Raw genomic sequence first — 20,623 nt, forward strand, 5'->3', positions numbered from 1 at the left:
CGCCGCCGCCCAGCCCCGCCGTCAACCTGCTAGATCTCCTGGTACACGCCCGCCAGCTGCTCGCCCAGGCACTTGCCCTCGATGAGGCAGCGGCCGTGGCTGTTGCCCTGCACGTTGATGGGATAGTCGTAGGCGTAGATGTCGCCGGCGCAGTTGCCGATGGCGTACAGGCCCTCGACCGGCTTGTCCTCGGCGTCCAGCACCTCGAAGTTGTCCGAGATGTGGATGCCGCCGCACACGCCCAACAGGCCCGGCGCCACCATACAGGCCGTGAAGGGGCCTTCCTTGATGGGATAGAGGAAGTGGCCCTCCTTGTAGAAATCGGTGTCCTCGCCCTGCTCGCACATCTTGTTGTAGCGCTCGACCGACTTCAGGAACTCGTCCTTGTCCACGTCGAGCATCTCCGCCAGCTCCTCCAGCGTGTCGGCGCGCTTGTAGTAGTCGGGCACCTTCTCCAGGCCGCTCTCGACCGACTTCGTATGCGATTCCACCGCCACCTGGTAGTCCGTGCCGTAGGCGCGGAACGAGTCCCAGAACATGCCGCCGCCGTACTGCAGGCTGTCAAGCAGGTCCGTCTGCCAGTTCGCGTCGAACACCGACCACGCATGGTCCGAGCCGCCGTTCACCATGACGCCCACGCACTTGCCCTGCACCCACGTGGCCTCGTTCATGAAGCGCTTGCCGGCCGGGTTCACGAACATGAAGGGGCCGTGGAACGTGGCGGCCGCCTGCGGATGCATCATCGTGGGCCACGGGCCGTCCTGGAACGCGCCGCCGGCCCAGGCGGCCATATTGTGGCCGTCGCCCACGTTGCCCTGGTCGGAGCACAGGCGGGTCATGACCTTCTTCGCAATGGGGGCGAACTCGTCGAGGTACTCGTCGTTGTAGCTCACGTCGCCCGTGGCCAGCACCACGCCCTTCGGCGCGTTGTACTGCACGTAGTCGCCGTCCTTGTTCTGGCAGATGGCGCCCGTGACCTTGCCGGCGTCGTCCTGCACGAGCTGCACGGCCGGCATCTCGTACACGAACTCGGCGCCGTGCTGCTTGGCCTCGCTCTCGAACAGGTACTCCACGAAGTCGGCCATGGTGTGCTGCTCGAAGATCTCGCCGCCGGAGATCATGTGGTAGCAGTCGATCTCGGGGTGCACGACCGAGCGCGAGCCCACCGTGACCATGCACTTCGCACCGTTCTTCTCGGCCAGGTCGAGGAACCAGTTCATGCAGCGCTCGGACTCGCGGAACCACTTGGCCACGAGCGACTCGCGGCAGCGGTTGCCGCACGTGGACACCCAGCGCTCCATCTCCACGGCCTTGTCGAAGCTGATGCCCAGCTTGTCCAGCTCGCGCGAGGCGATGGCGCCCGTGCCGCCCACGCCGTGGCCGTTGAGCATGGCATCCTTCTCCACGAGCGTCACCTTGGCGCCGCCCTCCGCCGCGGCCAGCGCGCAGCACGTGCCCGAGTAGCCGCCGCCGATGACGAGCACCTCGGTGTCCACCGTCTCCTTGATCTTGTCGGCCGGGATAGGCTCGGGCTTGACCTCCCACGTGTGCTTGCCGTCGGCACCGCCCGCAGCCCCCGCCTTGGCGTCGTCGGCCGAGCCGGCCTCCTTCGGGGCGCAGCCGATCATGCCGAGCGCGGCCACGCTCGCTGCGCTCAGGGCCGCCCCCTTGAGCAGGCTGCGGCGCGAGATGCCCTTGTTCTCTTCGCTCATGTTCCCTCCTTGGATCGTTCCATCGCTTGCGCGGGCGGCTTCCCCCGCCCGCCAACAGGGCCAGCTTAGCGCGCGAAGGGCGCCCCACACCATCCCATACTTTGGGTTGTTTTAACGTTTCCGCAGATGATTGCGGTGATATCGAGTATTTGGTTCGCGAGGCGGTCTCCCGTCGCACCTCAATCGAACAGGTCGATGAGCTCCTGGCGGGAGTGGACGTCGGCCTTGCGGTAGATGCTCTTCATGTGGTCGCGGGCCGTGTTCTCGGAGATGTAGAGCTTGCGGGCGATGGCGGGCACGTTGTTGCCGCGCAGCACGAGGGCCACGACCTCGCGCTCGCGGGGGCTGAACGGCTCGTCCAAATCAAGCGCATCCATGCGCCGCTCGATGAGCGTCGCGATGCTGTCGGCGCCGGGCGCGGTCGCCGTGCCTCCGCCCGGCAGGCTCTCCGGGTCCGCCTCCGCGCCCACCCCGGACGACGCGCCCGCAGCGCCCGCCCGAGGGCCCGGCTCCCCGGCAGCCGCCGACGCCGACGCGCCGGACGCGCCGGCGGCAGAGCCCGCGACGGCGTCCGGCCCTGTCGCTGCCGAGCATCCAGCAGCCCCCGCTGCCAGAACGTCCGCCGGAAGGAATGCGGCGGCGCCCACCACGGCCATGTCGTGCTCAGCCTCGGCCGCCGCGCGGCCCCGGCGTCCCTTGCGGGTGAACGCCAGGCAGAACAGCACGAGCGACAGCGCGTACACGCAGACGAACAGCACGTTCACCGCCAGGGCGAAGTCGTAGGCCGCAAGCGGGCTAAGACCCGTGCCCACGACGTCGCCCGCGAGCATGGCGGCCAGCGTGGGCCCCACGCACAGGGCGTACACCTGGGTGGAGGGCAGCGAGCGCTCGCTCGCGTACACGGCGCAGGTGACGATGAGCAGCAGGTTCACTATCTCGAAGCCGAACAGCAGCATGCCCGACGCAAAGGGCGCGAACTGCACCCCCAGCAGCGTAGGCAACAAAAACGCACCAGTGACCAGCGGAAACAGTATCTGGTAGACGCGCAGCACCGCGAAGCCCGTCTCCGAGAGCAGCTCGATGAGCACCACCACCGCCACGGCCAGCGCCATGCCGGCCAGCACGGGCGGCGACGTGATGCCGCCGGGCACGGCGAAGAGGTGCGAGACCAGCTTCCACACGAAGCCGATGGCGCACGTGCAGAACACCGGCTTCCACAGCATGCGCACCGTGGCCGCGGCGGCCGTGCCCGTCATGCGCGGACGGGGGTCGGCGGGCACGATCTCCCGCAGGCAGCGGCCGAGCGACACGGCGGCCGCAGCGGGCAGGACGACCACGGAGCACAAGGCGCGCGCGGCGTCCGGCAAGAGCGCCAGCAGCACGCTGAGCGCAACCGAGAGCAGGGCCGAAAGCGGGATGAACACGGCCGTGCGCGATGCCCCCTCGGAGGCGAAGAACTGCTGCCACAGCACGTAGGACGAGCCCAGGGCCAGGCCCACCAGCACGCCGGCCGCCAGCGAGCCGGGCAGGACGGGCACGATACCGTTGGCCGCCAGGTAGTAGGCGGCCGAACCTGCGGCCAGCAGCACGCCCACCATCAGGGCGGATCGCGGCGGGAAGGGCATGCGCCGCCGCTCGTAGAGCACGGCGGCGCCCACGGCCGCCAGGGCGCACAGCTGATCGCTCAAGCTGAACAGGCGCTGGCCGGCGAAGCCGTCGGGCACCGCGAGGCCCGCGAACGTGATGGCCCACACGAACGCGAACCCCAGATGATGCCACCGCAGCGACCGCAGCAGCGTTTTCGCCTTCTCGACGGACAAGAACGATCCCCTCCCGTAGTTTCTCCCGGGAACATGGTAGCGTACCGCAGCCGCCCGGTGAAGGGCAGAGGGGAAAAGCCGGGCGCCGATCGCACCGGCGCGGCGAAGGCGGGGCAGCGCAGCCGGTGCACCCGCATCGGCATAGCCGGCCGGCGCACCCGCTTCCTGCCGCCACCCGGCCCGCATCCAACGGACCGCGGCCGCAGCGCGCCGGCTACCGGGCGCTCCCCTGCGCCGGGGAGGACGCGTCCAGGGAGCCCTGTCCGGGCCGGCCGCCCCGGACGGCCGGAGCCTCCTGCCCGGACGGCGCGGCGTCCTTGATGCCCGCGAGCGGGATACGGGACTTGAGCAGGGCGATCCAGCCGATGCCTGCAAAAGCCATGGACGCCACGATGAGCACGCCGATGCCCTGCACGTAGCTCGACCACGGCAGCACCGCCAGCAGCATGCCCACGTAGCCGATGGCGGTATGGGCGAAGTTGATGAGCGACGACGCCGCGCCCGTGTCGCCCTCCTGCTGGGATAGCAGGATGTTCGTGCTGTAGGGGCGGATGCAGGCCTCCGTGAGGGCGAACACGAGGAACGTGAGGCAGAACAGCACGGGCGAGAGCTCGCCTGCCAGCAGCATGGCCACGCCCGAGAGCGCAGCCGCGGCCAGCAGGATGCCGGTGAAGCGGCGCGCGCTCACGTAGCGGGAGGCCTTGAGCCAGATGAAGGGACCGGCGGCGGTGAGCAGCGCCGCCACGGCGAAGAACACGCTGTACTCCAGCTCGCTTAGTCCGAAGAACGAGATGTACACGTAGGAGCCCACGGCGATGTAGGCCATGAACGGCAGGTTGTACAGGCCCACGATGGCCAGGAACGAGGAGAAGCCCTTGTTCCTGGCCACAGCGCCCAGCTGCCCGATGCTGCCGAGCACGGTGCCGCGGTAGCGCTCCTCCTGCGGCAGCGTCTCCTCGAACAGCACGGCGAGCGCGCAGCAGAACACGCCCACGGCGCCCAGGGCGCAGAACGTCATGCGCCAGTCGAACACCTGCAGGATGAGGGCGCCCACCACCGGCGACAGCACGGGCCCCACCACGAACATGACCTGCACGATAGACAGGATGGCCTCGCGCTTCTCGGCCTTGAACGCATCCTTGACCACGGCGATGGCAACCGCGCTCACGGCGCCCGCGCCCAGCGCCTGCACGACGCGGAACGCGATGAGCATCTCGATGTCGAGCGCGAGCGCGCAGAGCCCGCTTGCGGAGGTGTAGGTCACCACGCCGGCCAGCAGCACAGGGCGGCGGCCGTAGCGGTCGCTCAACGGGCCGAACACGAGCAGGCCCACGGCGAAGAACAGGAAGTAGCCCACGAGCGTGAGGTTCACGGTGCCCGCCGTGGTGCCGAAGGCCTCCGTCATGTGGGGAACGGCAGGGGTGTACATGTCGAGCGAGAGGGGCGTCACCAAGCTGGCGGTGACGAGGAGGACGACAAGTCCCAAGGGTCCGAGCTTTCCTTGGGGCCGGACGAGCCATTGCTGCATCTTCTGTTTCATGGTGAGTTTTCCTTCTAGGTTCCGAAGGCGACCCGTAACGGGATTACGAGGCGATTACTCTAGCGGAACGAAACCAGATGAGGACGCGATCCTTCGATCATCACAGAGTCACCATGATCTAACAAATCACGGTTCGAAGGGGTTCCGCGGATGCTGGCGGCATCCGGCGCGGGGCGCACGGAGGGCAGGCGCCGCCAGCACCCGGGCAGGGCCGCGGGGAGCCTACCGCGCAGGAGACGGGCCTGCGTCACTCGCCCGGGCGCTCCGGCGCCTCGACGGCGGGCGAGCGCGGATCGTCGGCCGAGGCGATGTCGACGATGGCGGGCTCGGGGGCGTCGTCCAGCAGGCCCGCCATCTCGGCCGGGTCGTCGGGCAGTTCGAGCCCGTAGGCGTCGGCCAGGGCGCGCGCCTGCTCCAGCCGCAGGTCGGCGACGGCGTCCTCGCCTGCCTCGCGCAGGTAGGCCGACGCCAGCATGAGGCTGCGCGCCACGTACTCGGTGACGCGCGGGTCGGTGCCCGACACCTGCAGGATGCCGGCCATGGACTCCGGCGCGAGCGACAGCAGCGTGGCGCCGTCGATGTCCACGGCGTCGCCCACGGCGTTCTCCAGCATGTCGGCCGCGGCCTTCGGGTCGCGCTCGTCGCGTGCCTTGAACCAGCTGCGCCGCAGTATCTCGGCGAACTGCAGGAAGATGCGCATGAGGTAGTCCTGTTCGAGCATGGGGCTCGTCCTTTCGTCGCAGGTCGAAAACGGTTGGCGGGAAGCGCCGGGGGCCCGCGGCGTTGGCGCCGACCCCCCCCCGGTTGGCTCAGGCAGGCGGGAGGGCGATACCCAGGTGCTCGTAGGCGCGCGGCGTGGCCTGGCGGCCCTTCGGGGTGCGCACCATGAGGCCCTGCTGCATGAGGAAGGGCTCGTAGACGTCCTCGAGGGAGTCCGGGTCCTCCGAGAGCGCCGAGGCGAGCGTCGAGAGCCCCACGGGCCGGCCGCCGAACTGAACGGCTAGAAGCTCCAGGATGCGGTTGTCCACGGCATCCAGGCCGAGCGCGTCCACCTCGAAGAAGCTTAGGGCCTGCGCGGCCACGTCCTCGTCGATCGTGCCGTCGCCGCGCACCTGCGCCCAGTCGCGCACACGTTTGAGCAGGCGGTTCGCCAGACGCGGCGTGCCACGGCTACGCCGCGCGATCTCCAGCGCGCCGTCCTCGGCTATGTCCACCCCGAGGATCGCCGCAGAGCGGCACACGATGGAGCCCAGCTCCTCGGGCGTGTAGTATGCCAGCCGGAACACCATGCCGAAGCGGTCGCGCAAGGGCCCGGTGAGCAGCCCCGTGCGCGTCGTGGCGCCGATGAGCGTGAAGTGCGGCAGGTCGAGCCTGATGGAGCGCGCGGCCGGCCCCTTCCCCACCACGATGTCCAGCGCGAAGTCCTCGAGCGCGGGGTAGAGAACCTCCTCCACCATGCGGTTCAGGCGGTGTATCTCGTCGATGAACAGCACGTCGCCTTCCTCGAGGTTCGTGAGGATGGCGGCCAGGTCGCCCGTGCGCTCGATGGCGGGGCCGCTCGTGGTGCGGATGCTGGCGCCCAGCTCGTTGGCCACCACGGTGGCGAGCGTGGTCTTGCCCAGGCCCGGGGGGCCCGAGAACAGGATGTGGTCGACCACGTCGCCGCGCGCCCGCGCCGCCTCGATGAGGATGGCGAGCGATTCCTTCACCTTCGTCTGGCCCAGGTAGTCGCCCAATCGCTTCGGGCGCAGGCTGCGGTCGAGGACGAGGTCGTCCTCCGTGAGCTCGGCCGTCACGGCACGCGGCGGCACCGACGCCGCGTCTGCGCCGTCGGCCACGTAGCCCAGGCCCTCTATCTCGATGTCGTCGTGCGCCATAACCGCCTAACTTCGCAAGCCGTCCCGTCCGTCGCTTCGCCTACCAAGGTACCACACGCGCCCGCGCGCGTCAGCGCTCGGTTCCCAACCGTTTGAGGGCGTACTGGAGAACGGCGCTGTCAGAGACGCCCTCCGGCGCGCCCTTCAAGGCCAGGTCGGCCTCGGCCGCCGTGAACCCCATGGACAGCAGCGCCTCGTGCGCGCCGCGCAGCTGCTCGGCGGCGCGGGCGGCGGGCGCCTCCCCCTCGTCGAACAGGCTCGCGAGCCCCTGGTCGAGGGACCCCTTCAACTCCAGGATGATGCGCGAGGCCGTCTTCTTCCCCACGCCCGGTATCTTCGACACGGCCGCCACGTCCTGCGCGGCGATGGCCGCGACGAGCGCCTGCGGCGTGAACACCGACAACGCCGCCAAGGCCACTTTAGGGCCGACGCCGCCCACGCCGATGAGGCGCTCGAACAGCGCCTTCTCCTCCACCGTCATGAACCCGTACAGGGCGATGGCGTCGTCGCGCACCTGCAGGTACGTGTGCACCTCCACGGACGCGCCCGCCTCGGGCAGCTTCGACAGGCTGGCCTGCGACATGCCCACGGCATAGCCCACCCCGTTCACGTCGATGAACGCGGCAGCGGCGGTCTTGCCCGCCAGCCTTCCCTTCAAGAACGCGATCATCGCGCGCCTCCTCCCGATGCGGCCGCGGCGGTCGCCGCCGCGAAGCCCTCGTGGGTCGTGTAGCAGATGGCGGCCGCCAGCGCGTCGGCCGCATGGTCGGGGCTCGGCACCGCCTCGAGCGCCAGCAGCTGGCGCACCATGTACTGCACCTGCTCCTTGTCCGCCGAGCCGGCGCCCACCACGGCCAGCTTGATCTGGCTGGGCGAGAACTCGCCCACCGGCAGGTCGCCCTCGGCGCACGCCACGAGCGCCGCGCCGCGCGCCTGGCCGGTGGCGAAGGCGCTCTGCGCGTTCGCACCGAACCACACCGTCTCGATGCCCACGCACGTGGGCGCGAACCGCCTGATGACGGCCGCCATCTGCTCGTGTATCTTGCCCAGGCGCCGCGCGAGCGGCGCCTGGGCCGGCGTGGAGATGCAGCCGTAGGCCACGCACGCCAGCCGCGGCCCGCTTTGCGCCACCACGCCCCAGCCCGTGTTCGCCAGGCCCGGGTCGATGCCGAGTATCGTCCGTTCGGTGCGCGCCATCCGTTCCCTTCGGTTCGCAAACGTTTGTTCGTGCTATCCTACCACAAAAAAGACGCGCCGGGAGCGCGTCTTTCAAGTAATCCATCGTTCGCCGACCACGCCTCGCGGCAGGACGCGAAAGGGCGCCGATCGGTTTCGGCGGTCGTCAGGCTGCCGGAGCCCTACTCGTCGAGCGCCTCGGCGATCTCGTCGGTGATGTCCATGGTGTGGTAGACGTTCTGCAGGTCCTCGAGCTCCTCCAGCTTGTCCACCAGGCGCATGACCTTCTTCGCGTCGGACACGCTCACCTGGGTGGGCGTGGTGGGAATCATGGTGAGCTCGGCGCCCTTCGTCTCGGTGCCGGCCTCTTCCAGCGCCTTCTTCACGGCCATGAGGTCGGTGGGGCCGGTGTAGATGATCCACTCGTCCTCGGCGTCCTCGTAGTCGTCGCCGCCGGCCTCGGCCACGGCGAGCATGAACTCCTCCTCGTCGGCCGCGGCGCCGTTCGGCTTCACGGGGTTCTTCTTGTCGCCCGTCTCGACCTCCTTGGGAACCATGATCTGGCCCTTGCGCTCGAACTGGAACGCCACGGAGCCGGAGGTGCCCAGGGAGCCGCCCGCGTGCGAGAACGCGCTGCGCACGTCGGCCGCGGTGCGGTTGCGGTTGTCGGTCAGCGCCTCGCAGTACACGGCGATGCCGGCCGGGCCGTAGCCCTCGTAGACGACCTCCTCGTAGTTCGCGGCATCCTTGCCGGAGCCGAACGCCTTGTCGATGGCGGTCTTGATCTTGTCCTTCGGCAGGGAGTAGCCCTTGGCCTTCTCGATGGCGGCCGCCAGCGACGCGTTGTTCTCGGGGTTCGGGTCGCCGCCCTCTTTCGCGGCCACCGTGATGATGCGCGACAGCTTGGAGAACAAGGCCGAGCGCTTCGCGTCCTGCGCCGCCTTGCGGTGTTTCGTTGTAGCCCACTTAGAATGCCCAGACATATACTTCCCTTCCACAGAGCACTATCGGCCAAACATTCTAGCACATCCGTCAAATACCCTGCTCGCTTATCGCACGGTCTTCAAAAAACGGCCTGCGACGGCCCGGCCGGGCCAGTCGGGCCGGACGGCCGGGTGTCCAGGCGCGGGCTCGCACGGGGCGAGTTGACGGACGTGCGACGGCGTGCCTACGGTACCGTGACCGAGCCGCCGATTCAGCAGCACGCCCCTACAATGGCTGGAAGACGAGGGACGCCGGCGTCCGGCGGGTCCTCCCTGACCGCCCGTCAACCAAAAGGAGCACTGCCATGAAAGGAAATCCTGAACTCATCGACACGCTGAACGACCTGCTTGCCAGCGAGCTGGCCGCCATCAACCAGTACATGGTGCACGCGGAAATGGCCGAAGACTGGGGCTACGAGCGCCTGAGCAAGAACTTCAAGACGCGCTCGATCACCGAGATGACGCATGCGGAGCGCCTCATCGAGCGCATCCTGTTCCTGGAGGGCACGCCCATCGTGTCGAACCTGGACGACATCCACATCGGCGCCACCATCCCCCAGCAGGTGGACAACGACCACGCCTCAGAGCTCACCGCCATCAAGATGTACAACGAGGCCATCGTGCAGGCCGGCAACGTGCTGGACTACGCCACGCGCGACATCCTCGAGGCCATCCTGCGCGACGAGGACAAGCACCTCGACGAGCTGGAGGAGCTGCAGGACCAGATCGAGCAGATGACGCTGCCCACGTTCCTGTCCACGCAGAACTAACCGCACCGCCCGCCCGCTCGCGCACGCGCAGACGGGTGCGGAATGCGCCGCACGACCGCCCCTCTCCCTCGGGCGCATCCCCGCACGTCCAGGCGCGCCCGACCGCCTGGACGAGATCGGGGGCTATGGCAAGAAAGCGGCCTCGTTCGAAGCCGCTTTCTTGGGTTGTGCTGGAAAACCGCCTGGTGGCAAACCGCGGGAAGCGACCTTCTCGCCGAGCATCGTGCCACCGACCTGATTCTTGTCCATGATGTTTTCGATCATGGTTGATCTGCCTGCGGGCAGCCGAGGTCCAAACGCGCCCCGGCCTGCCGCCGCCCAGGCCCGCCGCCAGCCTTTTCGCACCAGGAGGCTTGAGCGAATCCTTACCTGATCCTTTCACTCGCGTGACCTCCCCCTTGCCGGGGCCTTACCTTGCGCGCCTACGATAGAGCGCACCGACGCCCGGCGGACTTCGCGCATGCGGAGCCACGGCGACGCATCTCGCGCAGTCGACCGAAAGGACATCATGGATTCCCAGCTCTCCTCGATCTACGACCACGGCACGTTCGGCGTATCGCGCCGCACGTTCGTGAAACTGGCCGCCGCCTGCGGGGTGACGGCCATGGGCGGCATGCTCGCATTCCCCGGCCAGCACGCCGACGCGGCCTTCACCGAGCCCGAAGACCCCAGCTGGCCCGAGCTCCCCGCCGGCAAAGTGCGCTTCACGGTGCACAGCGACACTCATTTCACCTGCTGCGACGTGGAGAAGAAGCTGCCGTTCGCCTTCGAGACCATCTACCAGGCCGTACCCGACTGCGCCGCGCACGTCTTCGCGGGCGACTCGGTGAACACCGGCACGACCGCCGAGTTCGACGCGCTTTTGGCGGGAGCGAACGCCGCCATCAGGAAGCCGGCCCTGTTCGTCATGGGCAACCACGAGTTCGGCGTAGGCGGCAGCCCCCTCGAGGGCAACGCCGTGACGAACTTCAAGTACTTCCTCTCGCACTTGACCTGCGCGGATGCCTATCAGAAACCAGGCGGCGCCTTCGAGGGCAAGCTGAACGTCCATACCGAAATAGGCGGCTACCACGTGATCGCCGCCAGCTGCGGGCGGGGCTACTGGTACGGCGACACCACCTATGACGACGACGGCACGACGCCCATCACCATCCTCGATTGGATGAAGCGCGAGATCGCCGCCGCCGCAGCCGACGACCCCACGGGCACCAAGCCCATCTTCTTCATGACGCACCATCCCTTCCCCGACACCGTCTGGTACTCCCCCACGTCGTTCAACGCCGGCTGGATCGGCGATTACGGCTCTGTGGACGACCGCAATTCCAAAGCGTTCTACAACGAGCTCAAGGCGAAGTACCCGCAGCTCGTCCACTTCTCCGGGCACACGCACATCCCCGAGGAGGACCCGCGCTCCATCTTCCAGGACGTCGACGGGTTCACGCTCGTGCAGACGGCCACCTTCGGCGATAGCTTCTGGATGCGCGGCGGCAAGGATGCCGACGGCTACGACGAGAACGGCGGCACGGGCGGACACCCGTCCGACGGCTACGATGCAAGCCAGTGCCTGCTGGTCGAGGTGGACGCCGCCAACGGACACGAGGTCACCATCCGGCGCATGGACTTCCGCCAGGGAGCCTATCTGGGAACCCCCTGGACGTTCAAGGTGTCCGACAAGTCCACCTGGACGTACACGCACGCCGCCATGGAGGCGCGCAGCCTTCCCCCGATTCTGGAGGAGGGCGCGGCCGTGCGCATACCGGCCGACTCCATCACGCAAACCGGGGCGTCGTTCGCCATCGCCGCCGACAAGATCAGGCCCGACACGTCGGGACTGTCCGACGACGTGGTGATGAGCTATCGCATCGTGGTGCTGGACGCCCAGGGGGCCGAGGTGTACAACGCCTGCTACATGTCCGACTACTACAACGCCCCCGCCAACCAGCCCGCCGAGTTCGTGCGCCCGCTGTTCGGCGCCGCGCTCGCCCCCGAAAGCCCCTACAGCCTGAAAGCCTACGCGCGCAACCCCTGGGAGAAGGAAACGCTCATCGGCGAGGTTATCTTCACCACCGCCGGAGGCGAGGCCGTCCCGGCAACGCCGCTGTTGTCCGTCGACTTCTCGCAAGGGTCCGCCGCCGACCTCTCCGAGACGCCGCATGTCCTGACTCCGTTCGGCAGCCCTGCGTTCGAGACCGTGGAGGAATTCGGCCGCCAGGTGGCCGTCTTCGACGGCGCGACGGCCGCCTTCGGCTACGACTTCGCGGCCGAGGACTTCGCCAAGCTGGCAACCTCCACCACCGCCGAGCTGCTCGTGCAGTTCACGGCGAAACCCAGCTCCGGCTACACCGACATCTTCTCCTGCGGGCAGGGAGGCGGCCAGTGGCTGGAGTACTATCCCACCGGCAAGCTGCACTACTACTTCACCGACGGCTCCACCAATGTGTCGACGCCGGTCGAGCCGGGGGTGTGGACGCACATCACCGCCACCTACGACGGCGCATCCCTCAAGATCTACCAGGATGGCGTGCTGGCGGGAGAAACCGCGGCGGCGGGGGCCATCGCCGCGCCGAACGCATCGAAGGCGCGCTGGTACATAGGAGCCGATTGCGGCGGGGAGGGAGAGCCCCAGGCGTTCAGCGCCGCAAAGGTGGCGTTCGCAAAGCTGACGCATGGCACCGTGGCGACTGCCGAGGAGGTGGCCGCGAACTACCGGGCCTGCGCCCCGTCGACCATCGAGCTGCCGGAGCCGGATGCCTTCGGCGCACCCGAGGTCGGCGCAGCCTGCGTCATACCCGCGGCCGCGGCCACGACCGCGAACGGGTCCCCTATCGAAGCGGTGCCGAGCGTCATCGACCCCGAGGGGAACCCCGTGGGCCTCTACCTCACCTCGGTGCCCGAGGGCGCCGCCGCCCTCGCGGCCGCAGCAGCTAGGGGGACCACGCTGTACTCGTTCGTTCCAACCGTCGACGGAAACCATACGGTCACCTACCGCGCCGGCTATTCCCAAGCGTCCCTGACCGTGTCCGTGGCGGCAGCCCCGATCGACCCCGATCCCGAGCCGACGCCCGATCCCCAGCCCACGCCCGATCCGACACCCGACCCCGATCCCGCTCCCGGCAACGGTGCAGGCGGCGGCACCGGCAGCTCCGGGCAGGGCACGGGCGGAAGCGGAACCGCGCCCGGGAGCACCGGCGGATCGAGGCTGGCCAAGACCGGGGACGGCATCGAGGCGGGCGGCGCACTGGTCGGCCTCATGGCCACTGCCGGCGCGGCGATCTGCGTTGCCCGCAGCTTCTGGAAAGGCGAGTTCTCCGAAGAGGAATCCCGCTAGCTCCTCTCCGCATGCACGGCGCCCCTTCGACCTCGACCGTCGAAGGGGCGCCTGGTTCCCGAAAACGGGCGGCGTCTTTTTGCGGCGCGCTAAGCCTCGCGCTCCCAGAGGCCGGTCTTGCCGCCGTCCTTCTTCAGCAGGCGCACGTCCATGATCTCCATGCCGCGGTCCACGGCCTTGCACATGTCGTACACGGTGAGGCACGCCACGCTCGCGGCGGTGAGGGCCTCCATCTCGATGCCGGTCTTGCCCGTGACGCCGCAGGTGGTGGTCACGTGGATGCCCGCGCGACCGTCTTCGCGCTCGCCCGCCTCCACCGGCGCGCACTCCACCTTGGCCTTCGTGATGTTCAGCGGGTGGCACATGGGGATGAGGCTGCTCGTCTGCTTGGCGGCCATGACGCCCGCCACGCGCGCGCAGGCCAGCACGTCGCCCTTGGCGGCCTTGCCCTCCACGATGAGCGCGAGCGTGGCGGGGTTCATGGCGATGAAACCCTCGGCCACGGCCACGCGCTCGGTGTCGGCCTTCTGCGACACGTCCACCATGCGCACGTCGCCGTGCTCGTCGATATGGGTGAGTTGCTGTTCGGTCATGGAGTGCTCCTTTGGCTCGATATCACAGGTTGAAAATCGCAGGTTGGCGCTAGTAACTCAGCGAGAAGGGCCGAGGGGTGTCGAATTCGGGGGATCGCAAGGGCGAAGCGTGCTTTGGTACGCGAGCCCTTGGGATCGCGCGAAGGCGGCGCGCCTCGGCCCTTCGCAGCATCGGCAGGTACCGACGGCCGGCAGGCCGTCGGTACCCCTCAGCCTCCAATTTGGGACATTCCCCGCTCGGTTCCTACCTTGTCGTGGTGCTCGTCGGGCTTGGCGCCCAGGGCCTGCGCGAACACGGTGCGGGCGGCCTGCTCGTCGCCCGAGCGCAGCGCGGTGCGCAGGTCGTACTCGTCGTCCGAGAACAAGCACGGGCGCAGCTTGCCGTCGGCCGTGAGGCGCAGGCGGTTGCACTCGCTGCAGAAGTGGCGCGACAGCGGGCTGATGAAGCCCACCGTGCCCTGCGCGTTCGGGAACTGGAAGTAGCGCGCCGGCCCCCAGCCGAGCGGGCGGTCGTCGCCGGCGGCCACGAGCTCGTCCATGCCGGCGGCCCGGGCGCGCTCGTTGATGATGCCGAACAGCTCCTCGCTCGGCACGACGTCGTCCTTGCCCCAGCCGCAGCCGTGGCTGCCGGAGCTCTCGCCCACCGGCATGTACTCGATGAAGCGCACATGCAGCGGGCGGTCGAGGGAGAGCTTCGCGAACGCCAGGTAGTCCTGGTCGAGGCTGCGCACGGCCACGGCGTTGATCTTCACCGGGTTGAAGCCCGCCTCGAGCGCCGCCTCGATGCCGTCGAGCGTCTGCTGGAGCTCGCCGCGGCGGGTGATCTGCTTGAACTGGGCGGGATCGAGCGTGTCGAGCGAGATGTTCACGCGCGAGAGGCCCGCTTGCTTCAGGTCATCGGCCATCTTCGGCAGCAGCACGCCGTTCGTGGTCATGGACACGTTCTCGATGCCGGGCGTGTGCGCGATGGCCCGCACGAGATCCACCACGCCCAGGCGCACGAGCGGCTCGCCGCCGGTGAGGCGGATGCTGCGGATGCCCATGCCGGCCGCCACGCGCACGGCCTGCTCGATCTCCTCGATGCGCAGGATGTCCTCGTGGGCGAGCGACTGCACGCCGTCCTCGGGCATACAGTAGATGCACCGGAAGTTGCAGCGGTCGGTGAGCGATATCCTCAAATAGTCGATGGTGCGACCATGGCTGTCTTTCATAGGGCCCCTTCTCCCTTCTCGTGTGAGAATATTATAGGCCAAGTATCCTCGATTGCGAGAGGCAATCTAGCGGACGCGACCGAGCGCGCAGGAGCGCTACCGCGACACCAGGTACACCTTGTCGGGCGGGATGCGGATCCAGAGCTCGTCGCCCTCGCAGGGCAGCTCGCCGGGGCCGGCCTTCAGCTTGTCCACGCGCCAGAACAGATGCTGGTGCAGGTACTTCATCTCGTCCTCGTCGGCGCTCACGGTGGGCGCCTCGTCCTGGACACGATCGAGGAAGCCCAGAAGCACCGTGCGGTCGAAGCGCGAGTCGCTCACGCGGTCGACGCGCACCCGGTAGCAGTTCTCGCCGGGGCCGGACGCGCGCTCGAGGTAGAACGCGCGCACGCCGAGGTGGGTGACGTCCTCGCGCACCGGCGCGGCGGTCGCCGCCTCGATGCCCCACTTCGGCAGCCTCACGCGGTGCTCGCCCATCCGCTCGGCCGGCGTGGCGTTCTTGCAGCCCGACAGCTTCACGCCCGCGAGCGACTGCGGGCGGTTCACCAGGTCGTCGCCCGTGCCCGTCTCCATGATGCGGCCGGCCTCTACCACGGCGATGCGGTCGCAGAAGCGCAGCGCCTCGTCGATGTCATGGCTCACGTACAGGATGGTGCCGTCGTAGGCGTCGAACAGGCTCACCAGGTTCTGCTCCAGCACGCCCTTCAGGTGCGCGTCGAGCGCGCTGAACGGCTCGTCCAGCATGAGGATGCCCGGCCGCGCCGCCAGCATGCGGGCGAGCGCCACGCGCTGCTGTTGGCCGCCGGAGAGCTGCGCCGGGTAGCGCTTGTCGAAGCCCTCCAGGCCGAAGCGCTTGAGCTCCGTGACCACGATGGCATCGCGCACGCCGCGCGGCACGGCGCGCTCGATGCCCGCGCCCACGTTCTCGGCCACGGTGAGGTTCGGGAACAGCATGTAGCTTTGGAACAGAAGCGCCGTCTTGCGCTTTTGCGGCGTGAGGTTCACGCGTTGCGCGGAGTCGAAGAACACCTGGTCGTTCACCACGATGCGCCCCTCGTCGGGCGTCTCGATGCCGGCGATGCAGCGCATGGTGAGGCTCTTGCCGCACCCCGACGCGCCTAAGAACCCCAGCGTCTCGTCCCCCGCCGTGAACGCCACGTCCAGCGTGAACGAAGGATACTTCTTCTTGATGTTGACTTCCAGGCTCATGCCTCGGCCCTCCTGCGGTACTTCGTCGTGCGCCGGCCCCAGAGGTTGATAAACAGGATGACCACGAAGCTGAACAGCATGATGACGATCGTCCAGAAGATGGCCACGTCGGTGTTGCCGTTCATCCACTCGAAGTAGATGGCGATGGGGATGGTGCGCGTGATTCCCAGGTAGTTGCCGGCCAAGAACAGCGTGGCGCCGAACTCGCCCAGGGCGCGCGCGAACGAGAGCACCGTGCCCGCCGCGATGGACGACCACGACAGCGGCAGCATCAGCTTGAAGAAGATCTTCGCGTTGCTCCAGCCGAGCGTGCGGGCGGCGTCCAGCATGTTGGGGTCCAGGTTCTCGAACGCGCCGCGCGCGCTGCGGTACATGAGCGGGAACGCCACCACCACGGCCGCGATGACCGTGGCCTGCCAGCTGAAGATGAGCGGGAACCCGATGTCGATGAACCACTGCCCCACGCCCGTGTTCTTCCCGAACGCGAGCAGCAGCAGAAAGCCGCACACCGTGGGCGGCAGCACCATGGGGATGGTGAAGATGGAGTCCGCGATGTCCTGCGCCCGCGCGGGGATGCGCAGGCTGAAGTACGCCGCGGCCAGCCCCAGGATGAAGATGAACACGATGGCCGTGAGCGTGGTCTTGAGCGTGACCCACAAGGGGCTCAAGTCGATGCCGCCCAGGAACTCCGCGAGCGCGGCAAAGCCGGTGGCGGCGCCCACCACCTCCACGCTGTCCGCGGGGGCCATCGTGGCGAAGTCGGCGTGGGTGGGCCGCACGTGAGCGGGGTTCGCGGCGTCGGTCACGTCCGAGCCGTCCGCGCCGATGACGCACGCATAGAACTCGCCGGGCTTGAGCTCCTGGTCGAAGCGGTATTCGACGCCCTCGTGCTCCACGATCGGCTCGTTCGTGAATATCCAGTTGCCCTGGCGCGTCAGCACCGAGCCGCCCTTGGCGTTCTCGGAGTCCAAGGCGATGAGCAGGCTCTTGAGGTACGATCGGCTCTCCGAGGAGCTTTTGTCGAACCCGTTCTCCTCGGCGACGCCGTGCGGCACGTACACGACGATGCAGGCATCGGTTGCGATGACGCCCAGGCTGCCCGGCTCGTCGGAGACGAGGTAGCGGTAGCCGGCGTAGGCGCCGCCGATGTCGCTGTTGCTGCCCACCTGCGAGCGCGAGAAGCCCTCGAGGGCGAAGGGGCTGCCGTCCAAGGAGGCGGCCGTGCCGTCGGCGGCCAGGCTCACGGCATCGTCCGCGGCCGAGGCGTCCTGCGCGCCGTCGGCCCCCGCTGCGGCGGGGTTCGGCGCGGCGGGATCGCCCTCGTCGCCGGTGCCAGCGAACGCAAGGCCGGGCGCGAACGCCAAGGAGATGGCCAGGGCAAGGGCCAGGGCGAGGGCCGCGGCGCCCGATACGGCGCGCCGCCGGGCGAAAGCCGGCCGAGCCGTCGCGGGCGCGGAGGGGAGAGGGGGTGCAACCCTGTTCGCGCAGCCCTGCGCCGTCCGTGCAACCGGGCGCGCGCAGGTGTCTGTTCGGGAGATTCTCATGGTTGTTCCTTATCGCGCGGAAAGGATGGGCAGTCGAGTGCCCATCCTTTCCCACATGATACCGTATGTGCGGGACCCTTTACTCGGTAACGAGCTCGAAGCCCCACTCCTGCCACAGCTTCTTGGCGTCGGCGTCCGTCGTGGCCCAATCGAGGAACTCGGCGGCGGCCTCGGCCTGCTTCGAGTCCGTGCAGACGGCGGCCGGGTAGATGATCTTTTTGTGCGTGTCGTTCGGCACGACGCCGATGACCTTCACGCCGCCGAAGCGGTACACGTCGGAGCTGTACACGAAGGCCACGTCCACGGCGCCGGACTCGGCCTGCTTGCACACGTTGCCCACGGAGGTCTGCAGGTTCACCTTGCCGTCGAGCGGCGTGCCGTCGAACGTGCCGCCCTTGCCCGTGATGTCGCTGCCGGTCTTGCCGGACGGGTCGGTGTAGCAGCCCACGGTGGACAGCGCCTGGTCGGCGTAGTTGCCGGCCGGCACGGACTCGTCGCCCACGGCCACGGCGTAGTCGCCCGTCGCCACGTCGGCCAGCGTGAAGCTCTGGTCGGCGCCGTACTTCGCGGCCAGCTCGGAGTTCTCGCCCGTCACCATGACCAGGTCGTTCCTGAACATGTCGAAGCGCGAGGCCTCGTCGACGTAGCCGCCGTCCACCGCCTCGTCCATCTTGGCCTTGGAGGCCGATATCAGCACGTCGGCGTACGCGCCGCCGGCCAGCTGCTCGTTGAGCTCGCCCGAGGACAGGTACTGCGTGTCCTTGAACGTGACCCAATCGTGGTCCTGCGTGTAGAGCTCCTGCACGGCGTCCATCGCCTTCGACAGCGAGTTCGCGGCGAACAGCTGCAGCTCCACGGCCTCGTGGCTCTCGGCCTTGGGCTCGTCGGCTTTCGGCTCGTCGGCCTTCTGTTCGCCCGTCGAGCAGCCGAACAGCGCGAACGCGCCCACCATGGCGAACGCGCACGCAGCCGCCATCACGATGCGGAGGTGCTTCTTCATAAGATCCCCTTCCCTGGTTCTCTCGCTTCAACTCACGCGGTGCCGCCGGCCCCCGCCCCCTGACAGGCGCCTGATCGGCGTATGAGCACCCCTATATTATTCTTTTGATAGTATATAGTCAATTACAAATATCGCGAATTGAGCAGAAAGCCGGCAACGACGAAGGGCGGCGGATCGGGCAGGGAGGAAGGCGCGGCAAGCGGGAAAGGCCGGGGAAGGCGTCCGGCCCTACGCGCCCAGGCGCACGACGCGCGTGGCTATGCGGTCGGTGAGGGCGGGGGAATGCGACACGAACACGAGCCCGATGCCCCGCCTGCTCGTCTCGTCCATGAGGAAGCGCCATATCTGGGCCTGCGTGAGGGCGTCGAGCATGGTGGACACCTCGTCGGCCACGAGGTAGCGCGGGTTCGCGGCCAGCGCGCGGGCGATGCAGAAGCGCTGCAGCTCGCCGCCCGACAGCTCGTGCGGATAGCGCGACAGCCAGCGTTTCTGGATGCCCAGGTCGTCCAGCAGACGGCCGGGCACCTCGCCCGCCTCGGCCAGGGTCGCGCCCATGCGCATGCGCGGGTCCACGGCGGCCTCGGGATGCTGCCATATCATCTGCACGGGGCACGCACCGCGCCGCGGCAAGGGCTCGCCGTCCACCAGGACCTCGCCCGCTTGCGGGCGCTCGTAGCCGGCCAGCAGGCGGCAGAGCGTGGTCTTGCCGAAGCCCGAGGGCGCGCAGAGGGCCACCCGCTCGTCGGGCGCAACTGCCAGGTCGAAGCCTTGGTAGAGCGCGCGCGCCGCACCGGGATACGCGTAGGTGATGCCCCGCGCCTCAAGCATGGAAACCTCCCTTGCCAGACCCCTCGCCAACGTTGCGGTCGCGAAACCCGTGCTCCGGCAGCGCATGCCACAGCGCGCGCGAGAACGGGTGCGCGAGCGTGTCAGGGGACGCGAAGTTCGCGACGGCCGTCTCCTCCACCACGGTGCCGTCCTTGAACACGGCCACGCGGTCGGCCACGCGCAGGGCCAGCTCTATGTCGTGGGTGATGAGCATGACGCCGCCGCCCGCGTCGGCGAACGCGCGGAAGTCGTCGAGGGCGCGCACGGCCAGATCCAGGTCGAGCCCGGGCGTGGGCTCGTCGGCGACGATGACGCGCGGATCGTCCATGAGCGCACAGCACAAGAGCACGCGCCGCGCCATGCCGCCCGACAGCTCGAAGGGGTAGAGCTGCGCCGTCTCCTCCGACAGGCCGTAGCGCTCGAACAGCTCCGCCCGACGGCGGCGACGCTCGGCATGCGGCACGTCGGGGTGCGCGAAGCCCTCCACCTGCCGCCCCACCTTCATGAGCGGGTCGAGGTTGTTCACGCTCTGCGGCACAAGCGACACGCCGTTGCCGCGCAGCGCGGCCAACCCCGCGGCGTCCTGCAGCTCGCCGTCGAACCAGATGCGACCGCGCACGGTGGCGTTCGGCTCGAACAAGCCCAGCACGGCGTCGGCCAGAAGCGTCTTGCCCGACCCCGACGCGCCCACCACCGCCACGATCTCGCCCGCATGCACCGAGATGGTCAGGGAGCTGATCACCTCCACGAAGCGCTGCCTTGCGCGAAAGAACGGGGCATCCTCGTCGTACATGCGGAACCCCACGCTCAAGTCCTCCACCTGCAGCAGGTGGTGGCCATGCTCGTGGTGGGACGCGGGCGCGTGCGTATGGTGGTGGTGCTCCTGCTCGTCGGCGTGCTCGAGAGCCTCGTGCCCTCCGAACAGCGTGTCGGCCAGTGCGTCCAGCTCGGCCGCGCGCCCGCAGGCCGGCACCTGTTCCGCCCGCGTCTCTTCCGCCCGCGCCGCACCCTTCTGCGTCTCGCTCATCCGCG

At 68.6% G+C, this 20,623-nt stretch carries 18 protein-coding genes; 2 read left to right on the plus strand and 16 right to left on the minus strand.

Annotation, left to right across the window (positions count from 1 at the left end; translation table 11 throughout):
- Positions 1-29: 29 nt before the first annotated feature.
- From C1877_RS04800 to C1877_RS04835, 8 genes are all read right to left on the minus strand, one after another.
- Complete coding sequence (locus C1877_RS04800; protein ID WP_114568519.1) at positions 30-1,712, minus strand: FAD-dependent oxidoreductase; 1,683 nt, start codon at positions 1,710-1,712, stop codon at positions 30-32.
- Between the two features lie 179 nt (positions 1,713-1,891).
- Positions 1,892-3,532: a helix-turn-helix transcriptional regulator gene (locus tag C1877_RS04805; RefSeq protein ID WP_114568520.1), complete on the minus strand. Its 1,641-nt coding sequence runs from the start codon at positions 3,530-3,532 to the stop codon at positions 1,892-1,894.
- 214 nt (positions 3,533-3,746) lie between these two features.
- Positions 3,747-5,072 carry a Bcr/CflA family efflux MFS transporter gene (locus C1877_RS04810; protein WP_114568521.1) on the minus strand — a complete coding sequence of 442 codons (1,326 nt, stop codon included), beginning with the start codon at positions 5,070-5,072 and terminating at the stop codon, positions 3,747-3,749.
- 247 nt (positions 5,073-5,319) lie between these two features.
- Entirely contained in the window at positions 5,320-5,793 is a 474-nt protein-coding gene (locus C1877_RS04815; protein ID WP_114568522.1) for a hypothetical protein, read from the minus strand.
- Positions 5,794-5,881: 88 nt separating this feature from the next.
- Positions 5,882-6,949: a Holliday junction branch migration DNA helicase RuvB gene (gene ruvB, locus C1877_RS04820; RefSeq protein ID WP_015539963.1), complete on the minus strand. Its 1,068-nt coding sequence runs from the start codon at positions 6,947-6,949 to the stop codon at positions 5,882-5,884.
- 70 nt (positions 6,950-7,019) lie between these two features.
- The gene (gene ruvA, locus C1877_RS04825; RefSeq protein WP_015539964.1) at positions 7,020-7,619 is read right to left on the minus strand and encodes a Holliday junction branch migration protein RuvA; all 600 of its coding nucleotides are present in this window, start codon (positions 7,617-7,619) and stop codon (positions 7,020-7,022) included.
- Positions 7,616-8,146 (minus strand): crossover junction endodeoxyribonuclease RuvC, encoded by a 531-nt coding sequence (gene ruvC, locus C1877_RS04830; RefSeq protein ID WP_114568523.1) that lies wholly within the window; start codon positions 8,144-8,146, stop codon positions 7,616-7,618. The genes ruvA and ruvC overlap by 4 nt, the downstream gene beginning before the upstream one ends.
- Positions 8,147-8,307: 161 nt before the next feature.
- On the minus strand, positions 8,308-9,108 hold the full coding sequence (locus tag C1877_RS04835) for a YebC/PmpR family DNA-binding transcriptional regulator (RefSeq protein WP_041239546.1): 801 nt from the start codon (positions 9,106-9,108) through the stop codon (positions 8,308-8,310).
- A gap of 305 nt (positions 9,109-9,413) precedes the next feature.
- Here C1877_RS04835 and bfr point away from each other — a divergent pair, with 305 nt between their 5' ends.
- Positions 9,414-9,878 (plus strand): bacterioferritin, encoded by a 465-nt coding sequence (gene bfr, locus C1877_RS04840; protein WP_015539965.1) that lies wholly within the window; start codon positions 9,414-9,416, stop codon positions 9,876-9,878.
- Between the two features lie 123 nt (positions 9,879-10,001).
- Here the strand turns inward: bfr and C1877_RS15290 are convergent, their stop codons facing one another.
- Positions 10,002-10,142 carry a hypothetical protein gene (locus C1877_RS15290; protein ID WP_156791020.1) on the minus strand — a complete coding sequence of 47 codons (141 nt, stop codon included), beginning with the start codon at positions 10,140-10,142 and terminating at the stop codon, positions 10,002-10,004.
- Between the two features lie 244 nt (positions 10,143-10,386).
- On the opposite strand from C1877_RS15290, the gene C1877_RS04845 reads away from it, so the two are divergent.
- A complete protein-coding gene (locus C1877_RS04845; RefSeq protein WP_041239547.1) occupies positions 10,387-13,206 on the plus strand; it encodes a LamG-like jellyroll fold domain-containing protein in 2,820 nt (939 codons plus the stop codon).
- Between the two features lie 89 nt (positions 13,207-13,295).
- Here the strand turns inward: C1877_RS04845 and moaC are convergent, their stop codons facing one another.
- From moaC to C1877_RS04880, 7 genes are all read right to left on the minus strand, one after another.
- Positions 13,296-13,799, minus strand: a complete 504-nt coding sequence (moaC, locus tag C1877_RS04850; RefSeq protein WP_015539967.1) for a cyclic pyranopterin monophosphate synthase MoaC — start codon at positions 13,797-13,799, stop codon at positions 13,296-13,298.
- Between the two features lie 209 nt (positions 13,800-14,008).
- Positions 14,009-15,010 carry a GTP 3',8-cyclase MoaA gene (gene moaA, locus C1877_RS04855; RefSeq protein WP_015539968.1) on the minus strand — a complete coding sequence of 334 codons (1,002 nt, stop codon included), beginning with the start codon at positions 15,008-15,010 and terminating at the stop codon, positions 14,009-14,011.
- A 96-nt stretch (positions 15,011-15,106) separates the two neighbouring features.
- Positions 15,107-16,219 (minus strand): sulfate/molybdate ABC transporter ATP-binding protein, encoded by a 1,113-nt coding sequence (locus C1877_RS04860; RefSeq protein ID WP_015539969.1) that lies wholly within the window; start codon positions 16,217-16,219, stop codon positions 15,107-15,109.
- Positions 16,216-17,763, minus strand: a complete 1,548-nt coding sequence (gene modB / locus C1877_RS04865) for a molybdate ABC transporter permease subunit (RefSeq protein WP_114568524.1) — start codon at positions 17,761-17,763, stop codon at positions 16,216-16,218. Before modB ends, C1877_RS04860 begins: the two co-directional genes overlap by 4 nt.
- A 79-nt stretch (positions 17,764-17,842) precedes the next feature.
- The gene (gene modA / locus C1877_RS04870) at positions 17,843-18,763 is read right to left on the minus strand and encodes a molybdate ABC transporter substrate-binding protein (RefSeq protein WP_015539970.1); all 921 of its coding nucleotides are present in this window, start codon (positions 18,761-18,763) and stop codon (positions 17,843-17,845) included.
- Positions 18,764-18,991: 228 nt separating this feature from the next.
- Positions 18,992-19,591: an ABC transporter ATP-binding protein gene (locus C1877_RS04875; RefSeq protein ID WP_015539971.1), complete on the minus strand. Its 600-nt coding sequence runs from the start codon at positions 19,589-19,591 to the stop codon at positions 18,992-18,994.
- Positions 19,584-20,618 carry an ATP-binding cassette domain-containing protein gene (locus C1877_RS04880; protein WP_114568525.1) on the minus strand — a complete coding sequence of 345 codons (1,035 nt, stop codon included), beginning with the start codon at positions 20,616-20,618 and terminating at the stop codon, positions 19,584-19,586. The genes C1877_RS04875 and C1877_RS04880 overlap by 8 nt, the downstream gene beginning before the upstream one ends.
- Positions 20,619-20,623: the final 5 nt, after the last annotated feature.

The organism is Gordonibacter pamelaeae (assembly GCF_003340385.1).
Classification (GTDB): domain Bacteria; phylum Actinomycetota; class Coriobacteriia; order Coriobacteriales; family Eggerthellaceae; genus Gordonibacter; species Gordonibacter pamelaeae.

Excerpts from the sequence above, each read along its gene's own strand:
- C1877_RS04810 (WP_114568521.1), bottom strand. The coding sequence starts at position 5,072 with ATGAAACAGAAGATGCAGCAATGGCTCGTCCGGCCCCAAGGAAAGCTC.
- C1877_RS04835 (WP_041239546.1), bottom strand. The coding sequence starts at position 9,108 with ATGTCTGGGCATTCTAAGTGGGCTACAACGAAACACCGCAAGGCGGCG.
- ruvB (WP_015539963.1), bottom strand. The coding sequence starts at position 6,949 with ATGGCGCACGACGACATCGAGATAGAGGGCCTGGGCTACGTGGCCGAC.
- C1877_RS04880 (WP_114568525.1), bottom strand. The coding sequence starts at position 20,618 with ATGAGCGAGACGCAGAAGGGTGCGGCGCGGGCGGAAGAGACGCGGGCG.
- C1877_RS04860 (WP_015539969.1), bottom strand. The coding sequence starts at position 16,219 with ATGAGCCTGGAAGTCAACATCAAGAAGAAGTATCCTTCGTTCACGCTG.
- bfr (WP_015539965.1), top strand. The coding sequence starts at position 9,414 with ATGAAAGGAAATCCTGAACTCATCGACACGCTGAACGACCTGCTTGCC.
- C1877_RS15290 (WP_156791020.1), bottom strand. The coding sequence starts at position 10,142 with ATGATCGAAAACATCATGGACAAGAATCAGGTCGGTGGCACGATGCTC.
- C1877_RS04800 (WP_114568519.1), bottom strand. The coding sequence starts at position 1,712 with ATGAGCGAAGAGAACAAGGGCATCTCGCGCCGCAGCCTGCTCAAGGGG.
- C1877_RS04875 (WP_015539971.1), bottom strand. The coding sequence starts at position 19,591 with ATGCTTGAGGCGCGGGGCATCACCTACGCGTATCCCGGTGCGGCGCGC.
- modA (WP_015539970.1), bottom strand. The coding sequence starts at position 18,763 with ATGAAGAAGCACCTCCGCATCGTGATGGCGGCTGCGTGCGCGTTCGCC.
- moaA (WP_015539968.1), bottom strand. The coding sequence starts at position 15,010 with ATGAAAGACAGCCATGGTCGCACCATCGACTATTTGAGGATATCGCTC.
- C1877_RS04815 (WP_114568522.1), bottom strand. The coding sequence starts at position 5,793 with ATGCTCGAACAGGACTACCTCATGCGCATCTTCCTGCAGTTCGCCGAG.
- C1877_RS04845 (WP_041239547.1), top strand. The coding sequence starts at position 10,387 with ATGGATTCCCAGCTCTCCTCGATCTACGACCACGGCACGTTCGGCGTA.
- moaC (WP_015539967.1), bottom strand. The coding sequence starts at position 13,799 with ATGACCGAACAGCAACTCACCCATATCGACGAGCACGGCGACGTGCGC.
- ruvC (WP_114568523.1), bottom strand. The coding sequence starts at position 8,146 with ATGGCGCGCACCGAACGGACGATACTCGGCATCGACCCGGGCCTGGCG.
- modB (WP_114568524.1), bottom strand. The coding sequence starts at position 17,763 with ATGAGAATCTCCCGAACAGACACCTGCGCGCGCCCGGTTGCACGGACG.
- ruvA (WP_015539964.1), bottom strand. The coding sequence starts at position 7,619 with ATGATCGCGTTCTTGAAGGGAAGGCTGGCGGGCAAGACCGCCGCTGCC.